General features: G+C 60.4%; 21 protein-coding genes. 15 read left to right on the top strand and 6 right to left on the bottom strand.

Annotated features, from left to right (window positions below; genetic code table 11):
• Positions 1-39 precede the first annotated feature (39 nt).
• The 7 genes from prfB (at position 40) to BI292_RS08015 (ending at position 6977) form a co-directional block, all read left to right on the top strand.
• Positions 40-1135, top strand: a protein-coding gene (gene prfB / locus BI292_RS08045; protein ID WP_101207550.1) for a peptide chain release factor 2 whose coding sequence is annotated in 2 segments (ribosomal slippage) — positions 40-111 and positions 113-1135 — 1095 coding nt in all. Because the reading frame shifts where the segments join, the coding sequence is not laid out codon by codon here.
• Positions 1136-1236: 101 nt separating this feature from the next.
• Positions 1237-2739 (top strand): lysine--tRNA ligase, encoded by a 1503-nt coding sequence (gene lysS / locus BI292_RS08040; RefSeq protein ID WP_092272723.1) that lies wholly within the window; start codon positions 1237-1239, stop codon positions 2737-2739.
• A 100-nt stretch (positions 2740-2839) separates the two neighbouring features.
• A complete protein-coding gene (locus BI292_RS08035; RefSeq protein ID WP_092272720.1) occupies positions 2840-3556 on the top strand; it encodes a TetR/AcrR family transcriptional regulator in 717 nt (238 codons plus the stop codon).
• A 155-nt stretch (positions 3557-3711) separates the two neighbouring features.
• The gene (locus tag BI292_RS08030; protein WP_092272717.1) at positions 3712-4269 is read left to right on the top strand and encodes a hypothetical protein; all 558 of its coding nucleotides are present in this window, start codon (positions 3712-3714) and stop codon (positions 4267-4269) included.
• A 36-nt stretch (positions 4270-4305) separates the two neighbouring features.
• Entirely contained in the window at positions 4306-5583 is a 1278-nt protein-coding gene (locus tag BI292_RS08025) for a flavohemoglobin expression-modulating QEGLA motif protein (RefSeq protein ID WP_092272714.1), read from the top strand.
• A gap of 147 nt (positions 5584-5730) precedes the next feature.
• Entirely contained in the window at positions 5731-6651 is a 921-nt protein-coding gene (locus BI292_RS08020; RefSeq protein ID WP_101207549.1) for an alpha/beta hydrolase, read from the top strand.
• Positions 6648-6977 (top strand): hypothetical protein, encoded by a 330-nt coding sequence (locus tag BI292_RS08015; protein ID WP_092272708.1) that lies wholly within the window; start codon positions 6648-6650, stop codon positions 6975-6977. The genes BI292_RS08020 and BI292_RS08015 overlap by 4 nt, the downstream gene beginning before the upstream one ends.
• Positions 6978-7084: 107 nt before the next feature.
• On the opposite strand, the gene BI292_RS08010 is transcribed toward BI292_RS08015, so the two are convergent.
• The 4 genes from BI292_RS08010 to BI292_RS07995 form a co-directional block, all read right to left on the bottom strand.
• Complete coding sequence (locus BI292_RS08010; RefSeq protein ID WP_101207548.1) at positions 7085-8839, bottom strand: transposase; 1755 nt, start codon at positions 8837-8839, stop codon at positions 7085-7087.
• Positions 8840-9038: 199 nt separating this feature from the next.
• The gene (locus tag BI292_RS08005) at positions 9039-9827 is read right to left on the bottom strand and encodes an OmpA family protein (RefSeq protein ID WP_092272702.1); all 789 of its coding nucleotides are present in this window, start codon (positions 9825-9827) and stop codon (positions 9039-9041) included.
• Between the two features lie 55 nt (positions 9828-9882).
• Positions 9883-10296, bottom strand: a complete 414-nt coding sequence (locus BI292_RS08000) for a DUF4398 domain-containing protein (protein ID WP_092272699.1) — start codon at positions 10294-10296, stop codon at positions 9883-9885.
• A gap of 375 nt (positions 10297-10671) precedes the next feature.
• A complete protein-coding gene (locus BI292_RS07995; RefSeq protein ID WP_092272696.1) occupies positions 10672-11016 on the bottom strand; it encodes a pilin assembly protein in 345 nt (114 codons plus the stop codon).
• A 229-nt stretch (positions 11017-11245) separates the two neighbouring features.
• Here BI292_RS07995 and ppc point away from each other — a divergent pair, with 229 nt between their 5' ends.
• The 7 genes from ppc to BI292_RS07960 all read left to right on the top strand — a co-directional run bounded on the left by ppc (position 11246) and on the right by BI292_RS07960 (position 18587).
• Complete coding sequence (ppc, locus tag BI292_RS07990; protein WP_092272692.1) at positions 11246-13876, top strand: phosphoenolpyruvate carboxylase; 2631 nt, start codon at positions 11246-11248, stop codon at positions 13874-13876.
• A 290-nt stretch (positions 13877-14166) separates the two neighbouring features.
• Positions 14167-14814 carry an adenylate kinase gene (adk, locus tag BI292_RS07985; protein ID WP_092272687.1) on the top strand — a complete coding sequence of 216 codons (648 nt, stop codon included), beginning with the start codon at positions 14167-14169 and terminating at the stop codon, positions 14812-14814.
• 93 nt (positions 14815-14907) lie between these two features.
• Positions 14908-15582, top strand: a complete 675-nt coding sequence (tsaB, locus tag BI292_RS07980) for a tRNA (adenosine(37)-N6)-threonylcarbamoyltransferase complex dimerization subunit type 1 TsaB (RefSeq protein WP_101207547.1) — start codon at positions 14908-14910, stop codon at positions 15580-15582.
• 277 nt (positions 15583-15859) lie between these two features.
• Positions 15860-16168, top strand: a complete 309-nt coding sequence (locus BI292_RS07975) for a hypothetical protein (protein WP_092272681.1) — start codon at positions 15860-15862, stop codon at positions 16166-16168.
• On the top strand, positions 16168-17028 hold the full coding sequence (locus BI292_RS07970; RefSeq protein WP_101207546.1) for a DUF72 domain-containing protein: 861 nt from the start codon (positions 16168-16170) through the stop codon (positions 17026-17028). Before BI292_RS07975 ends, BI292_RS07970 begins: the two co-directional genes overlap by 1 nt.
• 30 nt (positions 17029-17058) lie before the next feature.
• Positions 17059-17880 carry an oxaloacetate decarboxylase gene (locus BI292_RS07965; protein ID WP_101207545.1) on the top strand — a complete coding sequence of 274 codons (822 nt, stop codon included), beginning with the start codon at positions 17059-17061 and terminating at the stop codon, positions 17878-17880.
• Between the two features lie 2 nt (positions 17881-17882).
• Positions 17883-18587, top strand: a complete 705-nt coding sequence (locus BI292_RS07960) for an extensin family protein (protein WP_101207544.1) — start codon at positions 17883-17885, stop codon at positions 18585-18587.
• A gap of 34 nt (positions 18588-18621) precedes the next feature.
• On the opposite strand, the gene BI292_RS07955 is transcribed toward BI292_RS07960, so the two are convergent.
• A complete protein-coding gene (locus BI292_RS07955; RefSeq protein WP_092272670.1) occupies positions 18622-19242 on the bottom strand; it encodes an energy transducer TonB in 621 nt (206 codons plus the stop codon).
• A 94-nt stretch (positions 19243-19336) separates the two neighbouring features.
• On the opposite strand from BI292_RS07955, the gene BI292_RS07950 reads away from it, so the two are divergent.
• Positions 19337-20119, top strand: a complete 783-nt coding sequence (locus tag BI292_RS07950) for a class I SAM-dependent methyltransferase (RefSeq protein ID WP_101207543.1) — start codon at positions 19337-19339, stop codon at positions 20117-20119.
• A 90-nt stretch (positions 20120-20209) separates the two neighbouring features.
• On the opposite strand, the gene BI292_RS07945 is transcribed toward BI292_RS07950, so the two are convergent.
• Positions 20210-20860, bottom strand: a complete 651-nt coding sequence (locus BI292_RS07945; protein ID WP_101207542.1) for a TetR/AcrR family transcriptional regulator — start codon at positions 20858-20860, stop codon at positions 20210-20212.
• Positions 20861-20925 lie beyond the last annotated feature (65 nt).

Genomic DNA, 20925 nt, shown 5'->3' with positions numbered 1-20925 from the left:
CGCCGGCTTTCAAAAGTTCGCCAACGAGTGCTGCCCGCCATGGAAATCAACCCGATCCTTAACAGTATCAAGGACCTGTCCGAGCGCTCCGAAACTATTCGGGGGTATCTTTGACTACGATCAAAAGCATGAGCGTCTGACTGAAGTCAATCGCGAGCTTGAAGATCCGGCAGTCTGGAACAACCCGTCGTACGCACAGGAACTGGGCCGCGAGCGCTCGCTGCTGGCTCAGATCGTCGACACCCTCGACGAAATGCACACCGGCCTCGCCGATGCCAAAGAACTGCTGCTGATGTCCGCCGAAGAAGAAGACCAGGGCGCCGTCGATGACGTGGCGACCGAGGTCGAGCGTCTGCGCGAATCCCTGGAAAAACTCGAATTCCGGCGCATGTTCAGCGGTGAGATGGACGCCAACAACGCCTACCTGGACATCCAGGCCGGCTCCGGCGGCACCGAGGCTCAGGACTGGGCCAACATCCTGCTGCGCATGTACTTGCGCTGGGCTGACAAACGCGGTTTCGACGCGACCATCATGGAGCTGTCGGCCGGTGAAGTTGCCGGGATCAAGGGCGCCACGGTCCACATCAAGGGCGAATATGCCTTTGGCTGGCTGCGCACCGAGATCGGCGTGCACCGTCTGGTGCGCAAGAGCCCGTACGACTCGGGCAACCGTCGCCACACCTCGTTCTCGGCCGTGTTCGTGTCGCCGGAAATCGATGACAACATCGAAATCGACATCAACCCGTCGGACCTGCGCATCGACACCTATCGCTCCTCGGGTGCCGGTGGTCAGCACGTAAACACCACTGACTCGGCCGTACGTATTACTCACGTACCGTCCAACACCGTGGTCAGCTGCCAGAACGAACGCTCCCAGCACGCCAACAAAGACACCGCGATGAAAATGTTGCGGGCGCGCTTGTACGAGCAGGAAGTGCAGAAACGCAACGCCGCTTCGCAGGCCCTGGAAGACACCAAGTCCGACATCGGCTGGGGTCACCAGATTCGCTCTTACGTGCTCGATGCGTCGCGGATCAAGGATCTGCGCACTAACATCGAACGCAGTGACTGCGACAAGGTGCTCGACGGCGATATCGACGAATACCTGGTAGCAAGCCTGAAACAAGGGCTTTAAGGCCCGCGCTACAGGGCCGATACGGCCCTGTAGGAGCGAGGCTTGCCCGCGAACCCCGGCTCACGGCCGGGGGCAACGAACCTGATGGAATATCTAAAGACATGAGCGACCAAGAACTCGACCCGCAAGCCCTGCAACAGGAAGAAAACTCCCTGATCGCCCTGCGCAAGGAAAAGCTGGCTGCCGAGCGCGCCAAGGGCAATGCCTTCCCGAACGACTTCCGCCGCGAAAACTACTGCCAGGATTTGCAGAAGAAATACGCGGACAAGACCAAGGAAGAGCTCGCCGAGGCTGCAATCCCGGTCAAGGTTGCCGGTCGCATCATGCTTAACCGTGGCTCGTTCATGGTGATTCAGGACATGACCGGGCGCATCCAGGTCTACGTCAACCGCAAAACCCTGTCCGAAGAAACCCTGGCCGCGGTGAAAACCTGGGACATGGGCGACATCATTGCAGCCGTCGGCACCCTGGCCCGTTCCGGCAAAGGCGACCTGTACGTTGAAATGACCGAAGTGCGCCTGCTGACCAAGTCGTTGCGCCCGCTGCCGGACAAGCATCACGGCCTCACCGACACCGAACAGCGCTACCGCCAGCGTTACGTTGACCTGATCGTCAACGAAGACGTGCGTCAGACCTTCCGCGTACGTTCGCAAGTGATTGCGCACATCCGCAGCTTCCTGATGCAGCGCGACTTCCTCGAAGTCGAAACGCCGATGCTGCAAACCATCCCCGGTGGTGCGGCGGCCAAGCCGTTCGAAACGCACCACAACGCGCTGGACCTGGAAATGTTCCTGCGCATCGCGCCGGAGCTGTACCTCAAGCGTCTGGTGGTTGGCGGTTTCGAGAAAGTTTTCGAGATCAACCGCAACTTCCGTAACGAAGGTGTTTCGACTCGGCACAACCCTGAATTCACCATGTTGGAGTTCTACCAGGCGTACGCCGATTACGAAGACAACATGGACCTGACCGAAGAACTGTTCCGCGAACTGGCGCAACTGGTTCTGGGCAGCACCGACGTGCCTTACGGCGACAAAGTGTTCCACTTCGGCGAACCGTTCGTGCGTTTGTCGGTGTTCGACTCGATCCTCAAGTACAACCCTGAGCTGACCGCTGACGACCTGACCGATATCGACAAGGCTCGCGCGATCGCCAAGAAGGCCGGCGCCAAAGTGCTTGGCTTCGAAGGTCTGGGCAAGTTGCAGGTGATGATTTTCGAAGAGCTGGTCGAGCACAAACTGGAACAGCCGCACTTCATCACGCAATATCCGTTCGAAGTGTCGCCGCTGGCCCGTCGCAACGATGACAACCCGAACGTCACCGACCGTTTCGAACTGTTCATCGGTGGCCGCGAAATCGCCAACGCCTACTCCGAGTTGAACGACGCGGAAGACCAGGCCGAGCGCTTCATGGCGCAGGTCGCCGACAAGGACGCCGGTGACGACGAAGCCATGCACTACGACGCCGACTTCGTGCGCGCGCTCGAGTACGGCATGCCGCCGACGGCGGGCGAGGGCATCGGCATCGACCGTCTGGTGATGTTGTTGACCAACTCACCGTCGATTCGAGACGTGATCCTGTTCCCGCACATGCGGCCGCAAGCGTAAACGTTTCAGTTAAAAAGCCGCCTAAAACAGGCGGCTTTTTATTGCCTGTCTGGTACAAACGTATCAATTGGTTACTTTTGACGTAAGAGGATTACCTGTCGTGAATCGTGCAATCGCTCAAGAAGGTGCAGCGGGTATCGCCACTGCGGTCGCTGAAAGTGTTCAGTACCAGGGCCGCAAGGCCAGCCGACAGGGCAGCGAGCAGCGGCGACAGGATATTCTCGATGCGGCCATGCGCATTGTCGTGCGCGACGGCGTGCGGGCCGTGCGTCACCGTGCAGTGGCGGCGGAGGCCGGCGTGCCGCTGTCGGCCACCACTTACTATTTCAAGGATATCGATGACTTGCTCACCGATACCTTCGCCCAATACGTGGAACGCAGCGCGGCTTACATGGGCAAATTGTGGGTCAGCAACGAAGGGCTGCTGCGCGAGATGGTGGTCAGCGGCGACGGTACGCCGGAGTCGCGCTCGCAGTTGGCCGACGACATTGCGCGGCTGATGGCCGATTACGTGCATCGCCAGTTGATCAATCGTCGCGAGCATTTGATGGCCGAGCAAGCGTTCCGCCAAGAGGCGTTGCTCAACCCGCGCCTGGCGGTGTTGGTGCGTTCTCATCAGCAGATTCTGTTGCAGGGCACTTGCCAGTTATTCGAGGTGCTGGGTTCGCGCGAGCCACAACAGGATGCCAAAGTGTTGACGGCGATTATCGGCCGGATGGAATATCAGGGCCTGCTCAACGACGCCGAGCCTGCGGCCGAGGCCGAAATGCTCGGCATCCTGACGCGGTACATGCACCTGGTATTGGCGTCGGTATAACCCCGTATCCCCTGTAGGAGCGAGGCTTGCCCGCGAAGGCCGATTAACAGTCAGCACATAGGTTGTCTGACACAACGCCTTCGCGGGCAAGCCTCGCTCCTACAGGGGGGGCGGTGGCCGCATGAGGTCTGCGTTTGTTCATAGGGAGTTGTCGAATGAAAGCCTGGCGCGTCGTTGTGATCGCCTTGTCGTTCCTGCTGCTCAGTGGCTGTCTGGTGACCTTCAAGGAGCCGCTGCCCGCGAGCGAACCTGTGCCCAAAGGCCTGCTCGGCAAATGGACCAGCACCAATGCCTGGGGCGAGCCGATGAACCTCGAACTGACCCGCCTCGGCGATAACCGCTACCAGGCCGTCAGTTATTTCAAAGCCAAACCGCGCGAGCGCGAGGCTTTTCCCTTTACCGTGGCGCGCCACGGCAGTCGCTGGTACCTGTCAGCGCCGGTGCCGGCGCAGTTCGGCGGGCATTTCACCATTGCCGGGTTCGAGCTCAACGAAAAGCACGAACTGGTGGTCTACAACCTCGACCTCGAACAGATCAAGCAGGCCATGGCGCAAAAGGCCCTCAGTGGCGAAGGCTTGCAGACCGACGACGGCGAAGGCGTGCTGATCGACAGCGACCTGCGCAAGGTCTTCGCGTACCTCGACGACCCGGCCAACTCCGATGTGTTTATCGAAGCGGTGCGCTATCAGCGCCTGGCCAAAAACAGCAAATAACCCCAGCACGTAACGGTTTTACTACAGGAGTTTCGGGTGGACGATTACCAGCAGACGATACGCATTTTGTCCGATCGAATAGTGCTGGCGCAGACGCCGATTCGCGTCCTCGATGCCGTCAAGTGGGACGACAGCATCCGCAAGGGTTTCCTCAAGGCCAAAGGCAAGGAAATGCCCGCCGTTGACCGCGACTATTACCTCAATCGCCCACTGGCCTTCGACTCCAGCAAGGTCAAACTGGAATTCCAGAACATCGAGCGCGACATCACTCGCCAGCTCGGCCAGTTCAACCCGGTCGGCCAGATCATGCGGCGCATGTGCAAGGAATACCGCATGGTCGTGCGCATGCTCGAAGCGCGCGGCACCGAGGATTTCGGCCTGATTTCGCAGGAACTGTACGGCGCCGCGTCCGATGCGTTTCACGCCGGCGACCCGACTTTGGCCGATCTGGGCCTGATGCTTTCGGATTACCTGAACAACATCGATGGCCGTGGCGACCTCAAGGACGAGCCGAAAACCCTCACCGCCAAGGACGCCGTCAGCCTGTTGCAACACCGGCTGAACAAGGTGTTTGGCGAGGCCGAGGAAACCATTCGCGTGTTCGAATCCGACGGCATCGTCGCTGACGCAGCGGCGGGCGCCGACTACATCAAGATCCGCGCCGACGCGATGTTCAACGACCGCGACGTGCGCGCGCTCGAAGTCCATGAAGGTCTGGTGCACGTCGGCACCACGCTCAACGGCCTGAATCAGCCGATCTGCACCTTCCTGTCGAAAGGTCCGCCATCGTCCACCGTGACGCAGGAAGGCCTGGCGATTTTGATGGAGATCATCACGTTTGCCTCGTACCCGAGCCGTTTGCGCAAACTGACCAACCGCACCCGCGCGATTCACATGGTCGAGGAGGGCGCCGACTTCCTGCAGGTTTTCGAATTCTTCCGCGAGCAAGGTTTCGAAATGGGCGAAAGCTACGGCAACGCCAGTCGGGTGTTCCGCGGTTCGGTGCCCAATGGCCTGCCGTTTACCAAAGACTTGTCCTACCTCAAGGGCTTTATCATGGTTTACAACTACATTCAGTTGGCCGTGCGTAAAGGCAAACTGGAGCAAGTGCCGCTGCTGTTCTGCGGCAAGACCACGCTGGAAGACATGCGCACTTTGCGTCAGTTGGTCGACGAAGGCCTGGTGGTGGCGCCGAAGTATTTGCCGGAACAGTTCCGCGACATGAACGCGCTGTCGGCGTGGATGTGCTTCTCCAACTTCCTCAACCACCTGAGCCTGGACCGGATCGAAGCGGATTATTCCAATATTTTGTAATGACGCTTCCTCCTGTAGGAGCAAGGCTTGCCCGCGATGAACGATAACGCGGTCTTCAAGTAGACCGAGGCGCATTCATCGCGGGCAAGCCTTGCTCCTACAGATTGGCGGCGTATTTCGAATCCTATTTCTGCGAGGTTTCAAAGGATGAGAATCCTCGGCATTGCCTGCCTTCTCCTGACGCTGACCCTGACCGGCTGCAGCTCACTGCTGTTCTACCCGGAACCGGGCCAGCCGTTTACTCCTGACCGGGCCAAGATCGAATTTCGCGACGTCACCCTGACCACCGCCGACGGCCTCAAGCTGCACGGCTGGTGGCTGCCGGCGGCAAAAGGTGTCGAGGTCAAAGGCACGGTGCTGCACTTGCACGGCAATGGCGGCAACCTCTCGTATCACCTCGGCGGCAGTTGGTGGTTGCCGAAAGAGGGTTACCAAGTGTTGCTGGTGGACTACCGCGGATATGGGCTGTCGGAAGGTAAACCGAGCCTGCCGGCGATCTATCAGGACATCGACGCCGCGTTCAATTGGCTCGACCAGGCACCCGAAGTCAAAGGCAAACCGCTGATCGTTCTCGGCCAGAGTCTCGGCGGTGCGATGGCCGTGCATTACCTGGTCCAGCACCCGCAGCGCCAGCCCCAACTCAAGGCGTTGATCCTCGACGGCGCGCCCGCGAGCTATCGCGATGTCGGCCGATTTGCCCTGACCACCTCGTGGCCGACCTGGCCATTGCAGGTGCCGCTGTCGTGGCTGGTGCCGGACGGCGACAGCGCAATCAACTCGATGGCGCAGCTCAACGGCGTGCCGAAACTGATCTTCCACAGCATCGACGACGCGCTCGTGCCCCTTTCCAACGGCATTCGTCTGTATCAAGCTGCGCCGCCACCGCGCGTGCTGCAACTGACCCGTGGCGGTCATGTGCAGACCTTCGCCGACCCGACCTGGCGCCAGGTGATGCTGCGTTACCTCGAAGACCCGCAGCATTTCAACGGGCTGCGCCGGCTGGGCGAAATCCCCAATTACCCGGTGCCCCTGAATTCCAAAGATGAACCACCAGAGAGTCCGCAATGAGTGAAGAACGCAATCTGATCCCGATAATCCTCACCGGTATCGGCACCATCATCGGCACCGTCGGCGTGCTGTGGTACTACGGCTACCTGCACTTCGCCAAACCCGAAGATGCCTTGCTGCTCAGCGAATTCACCATGCTCAAAACCGTGCCGGGCGAAGACTACAAAATCTCCCTGCAACCGGCGCCGCAAGTCGCGCAATGCGTCGATGGCGTGCTGGTGCTGTTCGACACCGAACAGAAAGGCCTGACCGGCGTCTTGATCAACGCCCAGAAAAAAGCCGTGCGTTGCATGGGCCAGGACACCCCGCAAAAACTCGAGCAATAATTGCAGCCACCGCTGATATCTGTAGGAGCGAGGCTTGCCCGCGAAGAGGCCATCAGCTTCAACATCAATGTTGACTGACTCGGCGCGTTCGCGGGCACGCCTTGCTCCTACAGGTTGGCGCGCGCCTTCGCAGTCACCCAAAAGCTACGCGTCGGATGAGCCGTTGACTGCCGATCCCCGTTGGTCTGGATGAACATCACCGTGTAGTGGCCTTTCGAAGCATGCGTCTGGCTTTGCACCGACCAGTTGCCTTTTTCATCCACCAACGCCGTGGCAATAACGTCCGATGGCTGGCCGGCGACCACTTCCCTTATCAAGACCACCGCCCCGGCCAAACCGGTGCCGGAGAACGTCGGGTAAGGCGCGATTTGTGAGTTGTTGGCGGGCACGTGGACGATGGCCGCTGGCGGTGCACCAATCACCGTGAACACCTGCGAATAGCCGCTCGCGCCATTTGTGCTGCCCGGATTGGTCGTGTACACCGCCAATCGTTGCGGACCCGCGGCCAGCGCCTGATCAACCTGCGTCGACCACTGGCCGTCCGCCCTGACAATCGCCGAACCGACAACGCCGACCATATGCCCATCGTCGATTTTCTCAACGATCACCGTGGTGCCGGGCAAGCCGGTTCCGGAAACGAATGGCTTGTGGCTGGTGCGTTCAGCCAACGTCGGATGTGCAATAAAGGCAAACGGCAGCAACGGCGCGCACGTCGGCAACGCTTGATCATCCAGAGCGACGGCAATCGTCGCGCCGCGCGGGTCGTTCGAACAGAGCTGAATTTTCAATTTCGCCGCCACATCATTGAAGACTCGCCCGACCAATAGTGCGGGATCGTCAGTCGAAACGGTCTCGGGTGTGCCATCCAGTTGCACGTTATCGACGCGCGTGGTCAGCGTGGTGTAACGCAGCCATACGCCATTCACCCGATTGTCATTGGCGGGAAAGTTATCGTACGGCGGGCCCGGTTGGCGGTACTCAACGGCGATCTGCAACGGTTGCGTGGCGTTGCTGCCGGGGCGATCGAGCAGATACAACTGCGGTCCGGCGCTGCCGAGAGCGCCCAGTCGATACAGGCCGGTCTGTTTGATCACGGCCATTTGCGTATCGTCGAGCCAACCGGCGTACCAACGGTTGTGCGCCGGGTACAGCGCTTGTACCGATTTCGAGCCCTGCACCGGATCGCCGGAATCGCCATAGCGCTTGGTCGCGCAGCCCGTTGGGGCATCAATGTCCAAGCCTCGGCCGGGACAGTTGATGTAAGTGTCGAAAATCCCGCCAAATTTATTCTCATGGCTGAAGCCCAGGTTATGCCCGAACTCATGCGCCCATAAGTAGTGGCCGGCATACGGCTGATCGCGCATGACGATATTGTTTCCCGGCATCGAACCTTGCGCGCCGCCGACGCCGTCGTTGTGCGCGGCGAAAAAGTAGTCGTAGTCATCCGGCTCATAACCCTGGGCGCGTGCCGCCGCTTTGCCTGTGCTGATTTCACCCCAAAACCCCTCGGGCGGAACCGGCTCGGTAAATCTCGCGGAGATTGTCGTGCCTTTGAGGACCAGTTTGCCGCCGGACGCTTTCAGCAAGTAATGAGTGAGCGAGCGGGGCTTGCCGGAGAAACTGGTTTCATACAGGTCTGCCATGTCCAGTTCACGGTCCCCGGGCCAATGCGCCGCGAGCAGTAGCGCGGTTTTCACTCCAGTGATCGGCCGCTGATTGATCCCCGCACGCGGCAAGGGAGTGTCGGTCGCAACCGCGTCGCTGGAAACAGGCGCCGCTGCCGGCGTAAGGGAAGGCGAGGGGATACACGCTGCCAGACTGGCGGCGATGACAAGTAACCAAAATCCTTTCAGGTATTTCATCGGTCAAGCTCCGTCACGCCGTTGGGTCAGGCGCTGCGCGATTAACTGCGCAAGTGGGCTCGTTTGCCTACTGTCACACTTGACAGGTGCCGATCATCGCTACAAAACCAGCACCCACGAAAAAGCCCCGCCTGATCACTCAGACGGGGCTTTTGCGTTACAGCGTAAGGCTTGGTTCGACGGATTTACTTCGAAGGTCTTACTTCGAAGTGACTGCCGAACGTGGCACTACCGGCTGGTTGTCGTTGGAAATGGTCACTTCCACACGACGGTTCATCGCACGACCCGAGGCGCTGGTGTTTTCAGCAACCGGGTATTCCTTGCCATAACCCTGAACAACGATGCGCGCTGGATCAACGCCCATTTTCACCAGAGCAGTGCGCACGGAACCGGCACGGCGCTCGGACAGCGACTGGTTGTGGCTCGCAGTACCGGTGCTGTCGGTGTAACCCTCGACGATCACTTTGCGATCAGGGTTTTCCTGAAGGAATTGCGCCAGTTTGTTGATGTTAACCAGGCCGCTGGATTTCAGGTCAGCACGGTCGGTGGCGAACAGCACGTCACCGAAAGTCACCAGCGTACCGCGATCGGTCTGCTTGGCGTTCAGGCTGTCCTGCAGCTGCTTGATCTGCTGATCGCGAGCGTCCAGACGGGCCTGGGCACGTTGGGCCGCGGCGTTCTTCAGGTTGTTTTCAGCGGTGCGCAGAGCGATGGTCTGCTTGGCCACTTCAACGCGCTGGTTGGTCAGGTAAGCCAGTTGGTCAACTTTGGCCTGGTCCTGTTTGTCCTGGTAAGCCTTGTCGGCCTTGTCCAGGTAATCGCTGGCGTCTTTGGTTTCCAGCGCCGCAACTTTGCTTGCTTGCGGGTTGGCTTGCAGGCCGGAATAGTTGACGCGAGCCTGTTCCAGGTTAGCGTTCGGTGGCGTCGAGCAGGCTGCCAGTGCAACGCTTGCGGCCAGGAGAGCGGGGATCATCAATTGTTTACGCATAATAATTCGTCCTTTCTATCGATAAGAGCTTCAGGCGTGTGGTCCGGATGCGCGCTTACTGAACAGTGCGCTGACTTTCCTGACGCAGTTCCTGAACACCTTTCTGGGAATCCTTGACTGCTTGCTCGGCTTTCATCGCCTGAGCTTTGCGCTCGGCTACACGAGCGTCCCACTCGGCTTGTTCGGCCAGAGTGCGGGCTTCTTCATACTTCTTGTCGTGCATGGCGATTTCAGCTTGTTTCAGCTTGTCCTGAGCGGACTTCATTTCCACAGCTGCGAATTCAGTACCACCGGCGCTGACAGCGCTGTTCACGGCAGATTGGGTCACGGCGTATTGCTCGGTCGGCGGGTTCCCGGCGCAACCGGCGAGTACGAAGGTGCTGCCGATAGCCAGTGCAGCCAGTTTCAGACCGCGCAGGTTGGTAAACGAGGATTTGGCAGTGCTGGTCTTCATGGTCTTCAACTCCATTGGATAACTCCTGAAAAACTTCTAATCCATCCTGGTTTTTGGAGCCGTAACCGAACTTTCAAAAGCTTATTTGAAACGGCCGTACCAGGCGTGGTTACAGGGTACGACCCGAGCGCTTTTTCAAAAGTTCAGAGAAGATGGCCCATTGCCTAAAAAAAATTTGAGTGAACGGACAAGGCTCTAGATCGGGAACTTTCGAGGTGCGCAGTGGTATGGTCAGGCTTTTCGAGCCCCGGCAACCCACGTTTTTGAGGGGATACAAAAACCAATGTAGGAGTGAGCCTGCTCGCGATAGCGCTGTGTCAGTCGACAATATTTCGACCGATCCACCGCTATCGCGAGCAAGCTCGCTCCCACAGTTTTACCTACGCTGAATCAGTGTTTCTGCTCGTCCTCAACCGACGCCAGATCATGCAAATGCCGACGCGACAACGCCAGAAAGCGTGGGGTCGGACCGACGTCCTCATACAACGGATCGCCTTCCTCATCGGTGGCCACCACGGTCTGCCCTTTCACGTACGGAAAGCTCGCTTCCAGCTCTTCCAGCGCTGCGCCGATCAACTCGCCCAGCAGCTCTTCGGGATGCCGTTTCGGGTACATTTCGGTGATTGCCGCCAGGCGGGCGGCAGCTTCCACGTCCAGATGAATCGTGTAGCCAGTGTCGGTCAGGCGACCCTTGGCGTTTTCTTCCCAATGCTGGGCTAGCTCACGGATTTTCATAATGACCTCATGACATGCCTGCAGTCGGCAGGCAGGGTGAATGCCGCAATCGTGCGCGGCGGCAGCCGTTGTGCGGCTTACTCTTGAGACTAGCTTTTACCCACAAGGTTTAAAGTCACTTGGTCGTTTGCTTGTAAGAAGCGTTCTACAACGGCACTCTCTAAGTCCAATGCACTAACGCCAATGCATGGCGCTAAGGTCACCCGGATTTTTTGCTGGAGAACTGCTGATGACCGATATTGATGCACGCTTGCGCGAGGACGTTCACCTGCTGGGTGAGCTGTTGGGCAACACCATTCGTGAACAGTACGGCGAGGGCTTTCTCGACAAAATCGAGCAGATCCGCAAGGGCGCCAAGGCCGACCGTCGTGGTTCGATGGACGCCGAACTCAGCGCCAGCCTCAACCAGTTGAGCGAAGACGAATTGCTGCCAGTGGCGCGTGCGTTCAACCAGTTCCTCAACCTGGCCAATATCGCCGAGCAATATCAGCTGATTCATCGCCGCGAAGAATCGCAACCGGCGCCGTTCGAAGCACGGGTTCTGCCGGAACTGCTGGCGCGCTTGCGCGGCGAAGGTCACAGCGCCGAATCCCTGGCCCGACAGCTTGGGCGACTGGAAATCGAACTGGTCCTGACCGCGCACCCGACCGAAGTCGCGCGGCGCACGCTGATCCAGAAATACGACGCGATCGCCGCGCAACTGGCCGCGCAGGATCACCGCGACCTGACCAGCGCCGAGCGCGAGCAGATCCAGGCAAAATTGCAGCGCCTGATTGCCGAAGCGTGGCACACCGAAGAAATCCGCCGCACCCGTCCGACACCGGTTGACGAAGCCAAATGGGGTTTCGCGGTGATCGAGCATTCGCTGTGGCAAGCCATTCCGAATTATTTACGCAAGGCAGACCAGGCGCTGCACGCCGCGACCGGCCTGCGCCTGCCGCTGGAAGCCGCGCCGATCCGCTTCGCTTCGTGGATGGGCGGCGACCGCGACGGCAATCCGAATGTCACCGCCGCCGTCACACGTGAAGTGCTGCTGCTGGCACGCTGGATGGCCGCTGATTTGTACTTGCGCGATGTCGATCATCTGGCCGCCGAATTGTCCATGCAGCAGGCCAGCGACGCCCTTAAAGCCAAGGCTGGCGACAGCGCCGAACCGTACCGCGCGGTGCTCAAGCAATTGCGTGAACGCCTGCGCGCCACGCGCAATTGGGCGCATGCGGCGCTGAGCCAAACCACCCCGGCCCCCGCCGATGTGCTGCAAAACAACCGCGATCTGCTTGAGCCGCTGGAGCTGTGTTTCAACTCGTTGCACGAGTGCGGCATGGGCGTGATCGCCGACGGGCCGTTGCTCGATTGTCTGCGCCGGGCGGTGACGTTCGGCTTGTTCCTGGTGCGCCTCGACGTGCGTCAGGACTCGTCGCGGCACACCGCAGCCATGACTGAAATCACCGATTACCTCGGCCTCGGTCGCTACGAAGACTGGAGCGAAGAGGAGCGCATTGCGTTCCTGATGCGCGAACAGAGCAACCGTCGGCCACTGCTGCCGGCGCACTTCAAACCGTCCGCCGACACTGCCGAAGTGTTGGCCACTTGCCGCGAAATCGCCGCCGCACCGGGCGCGTCCCTCGGCTCCTACGTGATCTCGATGGCTGGCGCCGCGTCCGACGTGCTCGCCGTGCAACTGTTGCTCAAAGAGGCCGGCGTGTTGCGGCCGATGCGCGTGGTGCCGCTGTTTGAAACCCTCGCTGACCTCGACAACGCCGGGCCGGTGATCGAAAAACTTCTGCTGCTGCCGGGTTATCGCGCGCGCCTGCACGGGCCGCAGGAAGTGATGATCGGTTATTCCGACTCAGCCAAGGACGCCGGGACCACGGCGGCCGCGTGGGCGCAGTATCGGGCGCAGGAGCGTTTGGTTGATATCTGCCGCGAGCAACAAGTGGAACTGTTGTTGTTCCACGGTCGCGGCGGCACGGTGGGTCGTGGCGGCGGTCCGGCGCACGCGGCGATTCTGTCGCAGCCACCGGGTTCGGTGGCCGGGCGTTTCCGCACCACCGAGCAGGGGGAAATGATTCGTTTCAAATTTGGCCTGCCGGACATCGCCGAGCAAAACCTCAATCTGTACTTGGCCGCCGTGCTCGAAGCGACCTTGCTGCCGCCACCACCGCCGGAACCCGCGTGGCGGCATCTGATGGACGAATTGGCCGCCGATGGCGTCGCTGCTTACCGCGCCGTGGTGCGCGAGAATCCGCAATTCGTCGAGTATTTCCGGCAGTCGACGCCGGAGCAGGAACTGGGTCGGTTGCCGTTGGGCAGCCGTCCGGCCAAACGTCGCGCTGGTGGGATCGAAAGCCTGCGGGCGATTCCGTGGATTTTCGGCTGGACCCAGACGCGGCTGATGCTGCCGGCCTGGCTTGGCTGGGAAGCGGCGCTGAGCAAGGCGCTGGAACGCGGCGAAGGCGAGTTGCTGGGGCAAATGCGCGAGCAGTGGCCGTTCTTCCGCACGCGCATCGACATGCTGGAAATGGTCCTGGCCAAGGCTGACGCGGACATTGCGCAATCTTACGATGCGCGTCTGGTAGAGCCCGATCTGCTTCCTTTAGGTGCGCATTTACGCGACCTATTGTCGCAGGCGTGCGCCGTGGTGCTTGGCTTGACTGGCCAGTCGCAACTGCTGGCACATAGCCCCGACACCTTGGAATTCATCCGTTTGCGCAACACCTACCTCGACCCGCTTCATCTATTGCAGGCCGAGTTGCTGGCGCGTTCGCGGCAACAGGAAGTGGCGCAGGGCAGCCCGGTAGAACAGGCGCTGCTGGTGTCTGTGGCGGGGATTGCCGCCGGTTTGCGCAATACCGGCTAAGGTTTTTGCTGCGGGCTCAGGCACCTGGCACGGGGAGCGGGTGCCTGCCGGCGAAGCGCGCCAGATGTCTGGCAGGCGACAGTTAATGACGGGGTTGCGACTAGGGTCACCTCGGCGCAAGGTCGCGATGGCCGTGGGTTTCTCCGACTTTCGGCGGCTTGTGTGGGCAAGGCCTGCTGTGTATCTTGATCAGCCTTTGGCCGTTTGGGCGGCCACACGACCCTATTTTTGAGATTGGCCCCAAGAGGCGAATCTGACGTTATCCATATAAAAATTTGAGGAGCACATCGATGCGCGTCATTCTGCTGGGAGCTCCGGGGGCCGGTAAAGGTACTCAGGCAAAGTTCATCACCGAGAAATTCGGCATTCCGCAAATCTCCACTGGCGACATGCTGCGTGCAGCGGTCAAGGCCGGCACCGAGCTGGGCCTGGTCGCCAAAAGCGTCATGGACAGCGGTGGTCTGGTCTCCGATGACCTGATCATCAATCTGGTCAAGGAACGCATCAGCCAAGCTGATTGCGCCAACGGTTTCCTGTTCGACGGTTTCCCGCGCACCATTCCTCAGGCTGAAGCCCTGGTGAAGGCTGGCGTAGAGTTGGACCACGTTCTGGAAATCGACGTCAAAGACGAAGACATCGTGCAACGTATCGCCGGTCGTCGTGTTCACGAAGCTTCCGGCCGCGTTTACCACGTTGTTTACAACCCGCCGAAAATTGCCGGTAAAGATGACATCACCGGCGACGAACTGGTGCAACGCAAAGACGATACCGAAGAAACCGTGCGTCATCGTCTCTCGGTCTACCACGCGCAGACCGAGCCACTGGTGAAGTTTTACCAGGAGCTGTCCACCGCTCAAGGCAAACCGAAGTACAGCCACGTCGAAGGTGTTGGCTCGGTTGAAGCGATCACTGGCAAGGTGCTTGAAGCGCTTAGCTGAAAAGTCTGAATCGCTTCATCTTCTACGGCCCGCTTGCGGGCCGTAGTTGTTTATACTGGCGCCCCTTTTCTGATCTCTCTTACGGAAACATCGATGAGCACCTTGCTGGCCCTGGACACCGCGACCGAAGCTTGCTCCGTTGCCTTGCTGCATGACGGCGAGGTTACGAGCCATTACGAGGTGATCCCGCGCCTGCACGCGCAGAAGCTGTTGCCGATGATTCAGCAACTGCTCGCCGACGCCGGCACCACGCTGCAAGCGGTCGACGCCATTGCGTTTGGCCGAGGGCCGGGCGCGTTTACCGGTGTGCGCATTGCCATCGGCGTGGTCCAGGGGCTGGCTTTTGCGCTGGAGCGCCCGGTGTTGCCGGTGTCGAACCTGGCCGTGCTGGCCCAGCGTGCTTACCGCGAACACGGCGTGAGTCAGGTCGCGGCGGCCATCGATGCGCGGATGGATGAAGTGTATTGGGGCTGCTACCGCGAGACGGCGGGGGAGATGCGGCTGGTCGGCAACGAAGCGGTATTGCCGCCGGAAGCTGCGGCATTGCCGGCCGATGCCAGCGGCGAATGGTTCGGCGCCGGCACTGGTTGGGGTTACGCCGAGCGTATTGGCGTCAGCCTGAGCGGGCACGACGCGACGATGTTGCCGCACGCCGAAGACCTGCTGACCCTGGCGCGATTTGCCTGGGAGCGCGGCGAGGCCATCGTCGCGGACGAGGCACAGCCGGTTTATCTGCGCGATAAGGTTGCGACCCCGAAAGCACGTTGACCGAGGGGCTTTTGTGGCGAGGGGGCAAGCCCCCGTTCGGCTGCGCAGCAGTCGTAAAACCTGCTTACGCGGTGTGTCTGAAGGAATTTGGGGCCGCTTCGCAGCCCAACGGGGGCAAGCCCCCTCGCCACAATTGGTATTTCAGCATTAGCCAATCGTCAGTTTTACCCCTTCGCTTTAAACCTTTTTGCTTTTATGTGTTCTAGTTATCACTCGGCTGTTTGCGAAGTGGTCCGCGCGCCACTAAACTGCCATCATCGATACCGAGCATGTACTTATGCGTATAGACGGCCTTTCCTCTCAGTCCTACCCCATCAAGCGCAAGCCTCGCAAAGGCAATGTCGTGGTGGAAGAATCTGTCGATGACATCGACGGCGAGCTGGAATTTCCGTCCGAAGAGCAAATGGCCGCCCGTGCCGCCAAAGCCTCCGCGCAACGCTTGAGCAATCTCCCCGCCCGTCAGCAAGACATGCTTTACCACCGCGCCATGAGCAAAAGCGTCGCGATGGCCCTCGCCAGCTACCTGAGCACCGCCGGTTTTGTTGATTGGGATGCCGATGTGTTGGGCCTCGACCTCTACATCTGATGCTGCTGCCTTACTACCTCGGTTGCCCGTCCTGGAGTGAAAACGCCTGGCGCGACTACCTCTACCCGCAAGACGCGAAACCCGGCGAATTCCTCAGCCTCTATTCTCAAGTGTTCAACGCCGTTGAAGGCAATACGACCTTCTACGCCAGCCCGGCTGCCAGCACCGTGCAGCGCTGGGCCGAAACCATGCCCGAACACTTTCGCTTCACCGCCAAATTCCCCGGCGACATCAGCCACAGCGGCGACCTGCGCGAGCAACTGACTGCGGTCGAGACTTTCCTGCAACTGCTCAGCCCGTTGGGCGAGCGGGTTTCGCCGATCTGGCTGCAACTCTCGAAAAGCTTCACACCGCAACGCCTCGCGGAACTGGCCGGGTTTATCGACGCCGTCGACCGACCGTTGGCGATTGAAGTGCGTCATCGTGAATTCTTCGCCAAGGGCGATGCCGAACGCATGCTCAACCGGATGTTGCTCGACCGCGGTGTCGAGCGCATTTGCCTCGATTCGCGCGCGCTGTTCAGTTGCACCTCGACCGCGCCCTCGGTGCTCGAAGCGCAGGCGAAAAAGCCCAACGTGCCGACCCGCCCGGCAGCGTTCACGCAGTTTCCGCAGGTGCGCTTTATCGGCCATCCGCAACTGGAGGCCAACGATCCGTTCCTGGTGCCGTGGGTCGAAAAAATCGCTGCGTGGATCGAAGAGGGGCGCACGCCGTACATCTTCCTGCACACCGCCGACAATCTGCTGGCGGCAAAACTGGCGCAACGCTTTCACGCAAAACTGATGACGCGTTTGCCTGGCTTGCCGCCGCTGCCTGAGCTATATAGAGAGCCCGCCGCCGAGCAACTTGGCCTGCTCTGAAGCGGATTTCCCTCTTCTCAGGAGCTGCCAATGGATGCGCAAACCCTTCGAGCCCAGGCGTTCAAAGCACTGCATGAACGCGCAGAGGCCTTCGTCATTCCCAACCCGTGGGACGCCGGCTCGGCGAAAATGCTCGCCAGCCTGGGCTTCGAGGCGCTGGCCACGACCAGCGCCGGTTATGCGTTCTCCAACGCACGCCCGGATGGCGCGTTGACTCTGGACGACACCTTGGCCAACGTCCGCGCGATTGTCGCGGCCAGCGATCTGCCGGTCGCGGTCGATCTGGAAAACGGCTTTGCAGATGATCCGGCGGAATGCGCGCAGAGCATTTTGCGCGCGGCGGAGGCGGGCGCGGTTGGCGGCTCGATCGAAGACGCCACCGGCCGAGCGGAAGCGCCGATCTATGGTTTCGACAATGCGGTGGCGCGGGTCAAAGCTGCGGTCGCCGCGGCGCGCAGTTTGCCGTTCCCGTTTACCCTGACGGCACGCGCCGAGAACTTTTTGCACGGCAACCCTGATCTCGACGACACCATCCGACGCTTGCAAGCCTTCGCCGAGGCCGGCGCCGACGTGCTGTATGCGCCGGGCCTGCGCAGCGCCGAAGAGGTGTTGGCGGTGGTCCGCGCGGTGGCGCCGAAACCGGTGAATGTGTTGATGTCCGGCGGGCTCCAATTGACCGTCGCGCAACTCAGCGAGATGGGCGTCAAGCGCATCAGCGTCGGTTCGGCGTTGGCCTTGGCGGCGTACGGCGAGTTCTTCCGCGCCGCCGAAGAGATCAAGACTTCTGGCACTTTCGATTTCACCGCGCGCTCGATGCCTTACGCGCAGGCGAATCAATTATTCAAAGGTTGACCATGCGTTTGAGTGGGTGGCGGTTGTTGTGGTTGCTGCTGTTGTTGCTCGTCGGCACGGCCGGCGTGAGCGTCTGGCGTGGCTGGGTGGCCGTGCCGGCGCAATGGAATCCGTGGGCGCCGCTGGACGTGAAAGCTGCGCCGAATTTTCTCACCCGCTACAAGCTGATGCGCCTGCGCAGCGATGCGCAATTGTGCGATCAGGCGCTGAGCAGTTCCGGATTGCGCACCAGCCGTCAGGCCGACAGCCCCGACGCGACCTGCCCGCTGACCAACACCCTGCGCGTGCAGGGCGGGGAGGTGGGCCTGAGCAGCAGCTTCCTCGCCAGTTGTCCGTTGGCGGTGGCGTTTGCCCTGTTCGAGCGCCACGCCCTGCAACCGGCGTCACAAGCGGTTTACGGCCAAGCCGTGACGCGGGTCGATCACCTCGGCAGTTTTGCCTGTCGCAACATGTACAACCGCGAGAACGGCGCGCGCAGCCAGCATGCCAGCGCCAATGCCCTGGACATCGCCGGTTTTCGCCTGGCGGACGGGCGCTCGGTCAACGTGCTCAAGGACTGGCCGAAGGACAATAAGGACGCGCAGTTTCTACGTCAGGTCCGCGATGGCGCCTGCGAGATGTTCAGTGTGGTGTTGAGCCCGGACTACAACGCCGCGCATCGTAATCACTTTCACGTGGATGTCGGGGGTTGGTCGGTCTGTCGCTAGCGGATTTGCTGCTGGAGCATCTGTTGCGAGGGGTTTAGGCGGCGATGCGCAGGTTTTGCAGGACGATCGGGCGTGCCCAACCGTTATCGAAATCAAGTTGTTTCTGCTGCTCGACCAGCTCTTGCGGCGAGAACGGCGGGAACGGTTTGTCCAGCAGGTGCAGTTCGAATTCGGCAATCGGCAAGTGCAGCGGGCGCGGTTGCGGTGCCGGGCCGGCGGCTGGCACAGGCTGGCCAGCGGTGAGCACGATGGGACGCACCCAGCCACTTTCGAAGTTCTGCTGTTGCTGCTGCGCGACGATTTCTTCCGGCGGGAACGGTGGGAACGGTTTGTCGGCCAGGTCCATTTCGAACTCGGCAATCGGCAGGAACAGCGGCTCTGGCGGTTTGACCTGGGTTTCTGTCACATCGCATTCGCGCTGGGAAACAATGTGCGCGTAGAGCTCGCTGCCGACGGTTGGCTCGACCGGGCTTTGCAGATCAACCGGGGGAAAAGTCCCGCAGGCAGGCACCACACCGCTCGACTGTTCGGCCAGCGCCTGGGCAAAGAAATCCTGCCATAGGTGACTGACGCCGCTCAGTGCCTGGGAATTTCGCAGTGCATAATCGCCATGACGCGATATGTAGCCTACGGATGTGGTTTGAATGTCTGACATTTTTCTCGGTCGACGCTCAGCTCTGGCAAAATGCTCGATAGTTTTGTTATCGGACGTTTTTTGCCGATCATTAATTTTTTGAGCACTTTTCCCCATGATTGAACAACCTGCGGCCTGCCGCATCCATGTCGAGGCCTCGGCCCCGGCGTTTCAGCCACAAGCCGAGCAATGGGCCGAACGCCTGGGTTTGCCGATGCAGGTGGCTGACGGCGAGTTTGCCTTGCAAGTGGGCGAGCAGGGTTTGCAGTTGCAACAACTGGGGCCGGACGCGCCGGGGCCGGTGCGGGTCGACTTCGTTGAAGGTGGCGCGGCGCATCGTCGGTTGTTCGGCGGCGGCACCGGGCAAATGATTGCCAAGGCTGTCGGCATCGCCCAAGGCGTGCGCCCACGCGTGTTGGACGCTACGGCGGGGCTGGGCAAGGACGCGTTTGTGCTGGCGAGTCTCGGTTGCGAGATGAGCCTGATCGAGCGTCAGCCGCTGATCGGTGCTTTGCTGGAGGACGGTCTGGCGCGTGCTGCAGAAGATTTCGACGTGGCGCCAATCGTTGCGCGGATGCGTTTGCTCAAGGGCAATTCGATTGAGGTGATGCGTAACTGGGAGGGCGAGCCGCCGCAGGTGATTTACCTCGACCCGATGTTCCCGCACCGTGAGAAAACCGCGCTGGTGAAGAAGGAAATGCGCCTGTTTCGCCCGCTGGTCGGTGATGACCCGGATGCCCCGGCATTGCTCGAAGCGGCGCTGGCGCTGGCCAGCCATCGGGTGGTGGTCAAGCGACCGCGCAAGGCGCCGTGCATCGCCGGGCCGAAACCCAGTCATGCGCTGGATGGCAAATCCAGTCGTTACGACATTTATCCGAAGAAAGCGCTCAAGCCCTGATACCGAGTCGCTCCATTCGCGGGCAAGCCTCGCTCCTACAGGATCTGCGCGAACCCTGTAGGAGCGAGGCTTGCCCGCGAAGGCTCCCGACTAGGCGCCAACAATCTCAGGCCGGTACGCCCGCATAAACAACCCCACCACCTCGCGCACGTGGCTCTCTGCCGCGTCGCCAACCACCGGCTCGCCGCAGCCGTACAACAAACGAAAATTCCCCGCACCCTTGAGCAGACAGAAGAAGTGCTCGGCCGCATTACGCGGTTTGTCGATGCTCAGCGCGCCGTTCTGATTGATCCTGCCCAGCAAGCGCTCCATGCCGGTCAACATGCGATTCGGGCCGGCCTCGAAGAAGATCAGCGACAGCTTCGGGTCCTGGCTGCCGAGGCTGATCATCAAACGATGCAGGTTCACCGACTCATCGCTGTTGATCAGTTGATGAAACCCGCGCGCGATGTTCAACAGCACCGTTTCTACCGAAACGCCGTCAGGCAATTCGAAAAACAGCGTAGGCAATTGCTCTTCGCATTTGGCGGCGACAGCGGCGGAAAACAGTGTTTCCTTGTCGTTGAAATGGCTGTAGACCGTGAGCTTGGACACCCCGGCCTCGGCCGCCACCGCGTCCATGCTGGTGTTGGCATAGCCGTTACTCACAAACAGAATTTTCGCCGCATCAAGGATGGCCTGGCGCTTGGCCAGATCCTTGGGGCGACCCGGACCATTTGAGGCTGAAAGATTGTTCGACATTCTTCGCTTTTAATACTGGACTGGTGAGTTTGCTATTAATAACATACCGGCCAGTATAATTATTC

The sequence above is a fragment of the Pseudomonas sp. 43NM1 genome (assembly GCF_002836905.1).
GTDB classification, from domain to species: Bacteria; Pseudomonadota; Gammaproteobacteria; order Pseudomonadales; family Pseudomonadaceae; genus Aquipseudomonas; species Aquipseudomonas prosekii.
The sequence above is the reverse complement of the archived record's forward strand: the minus strand, read 5'-3'. Positions and strand labels throughout refer to the sequence as shown.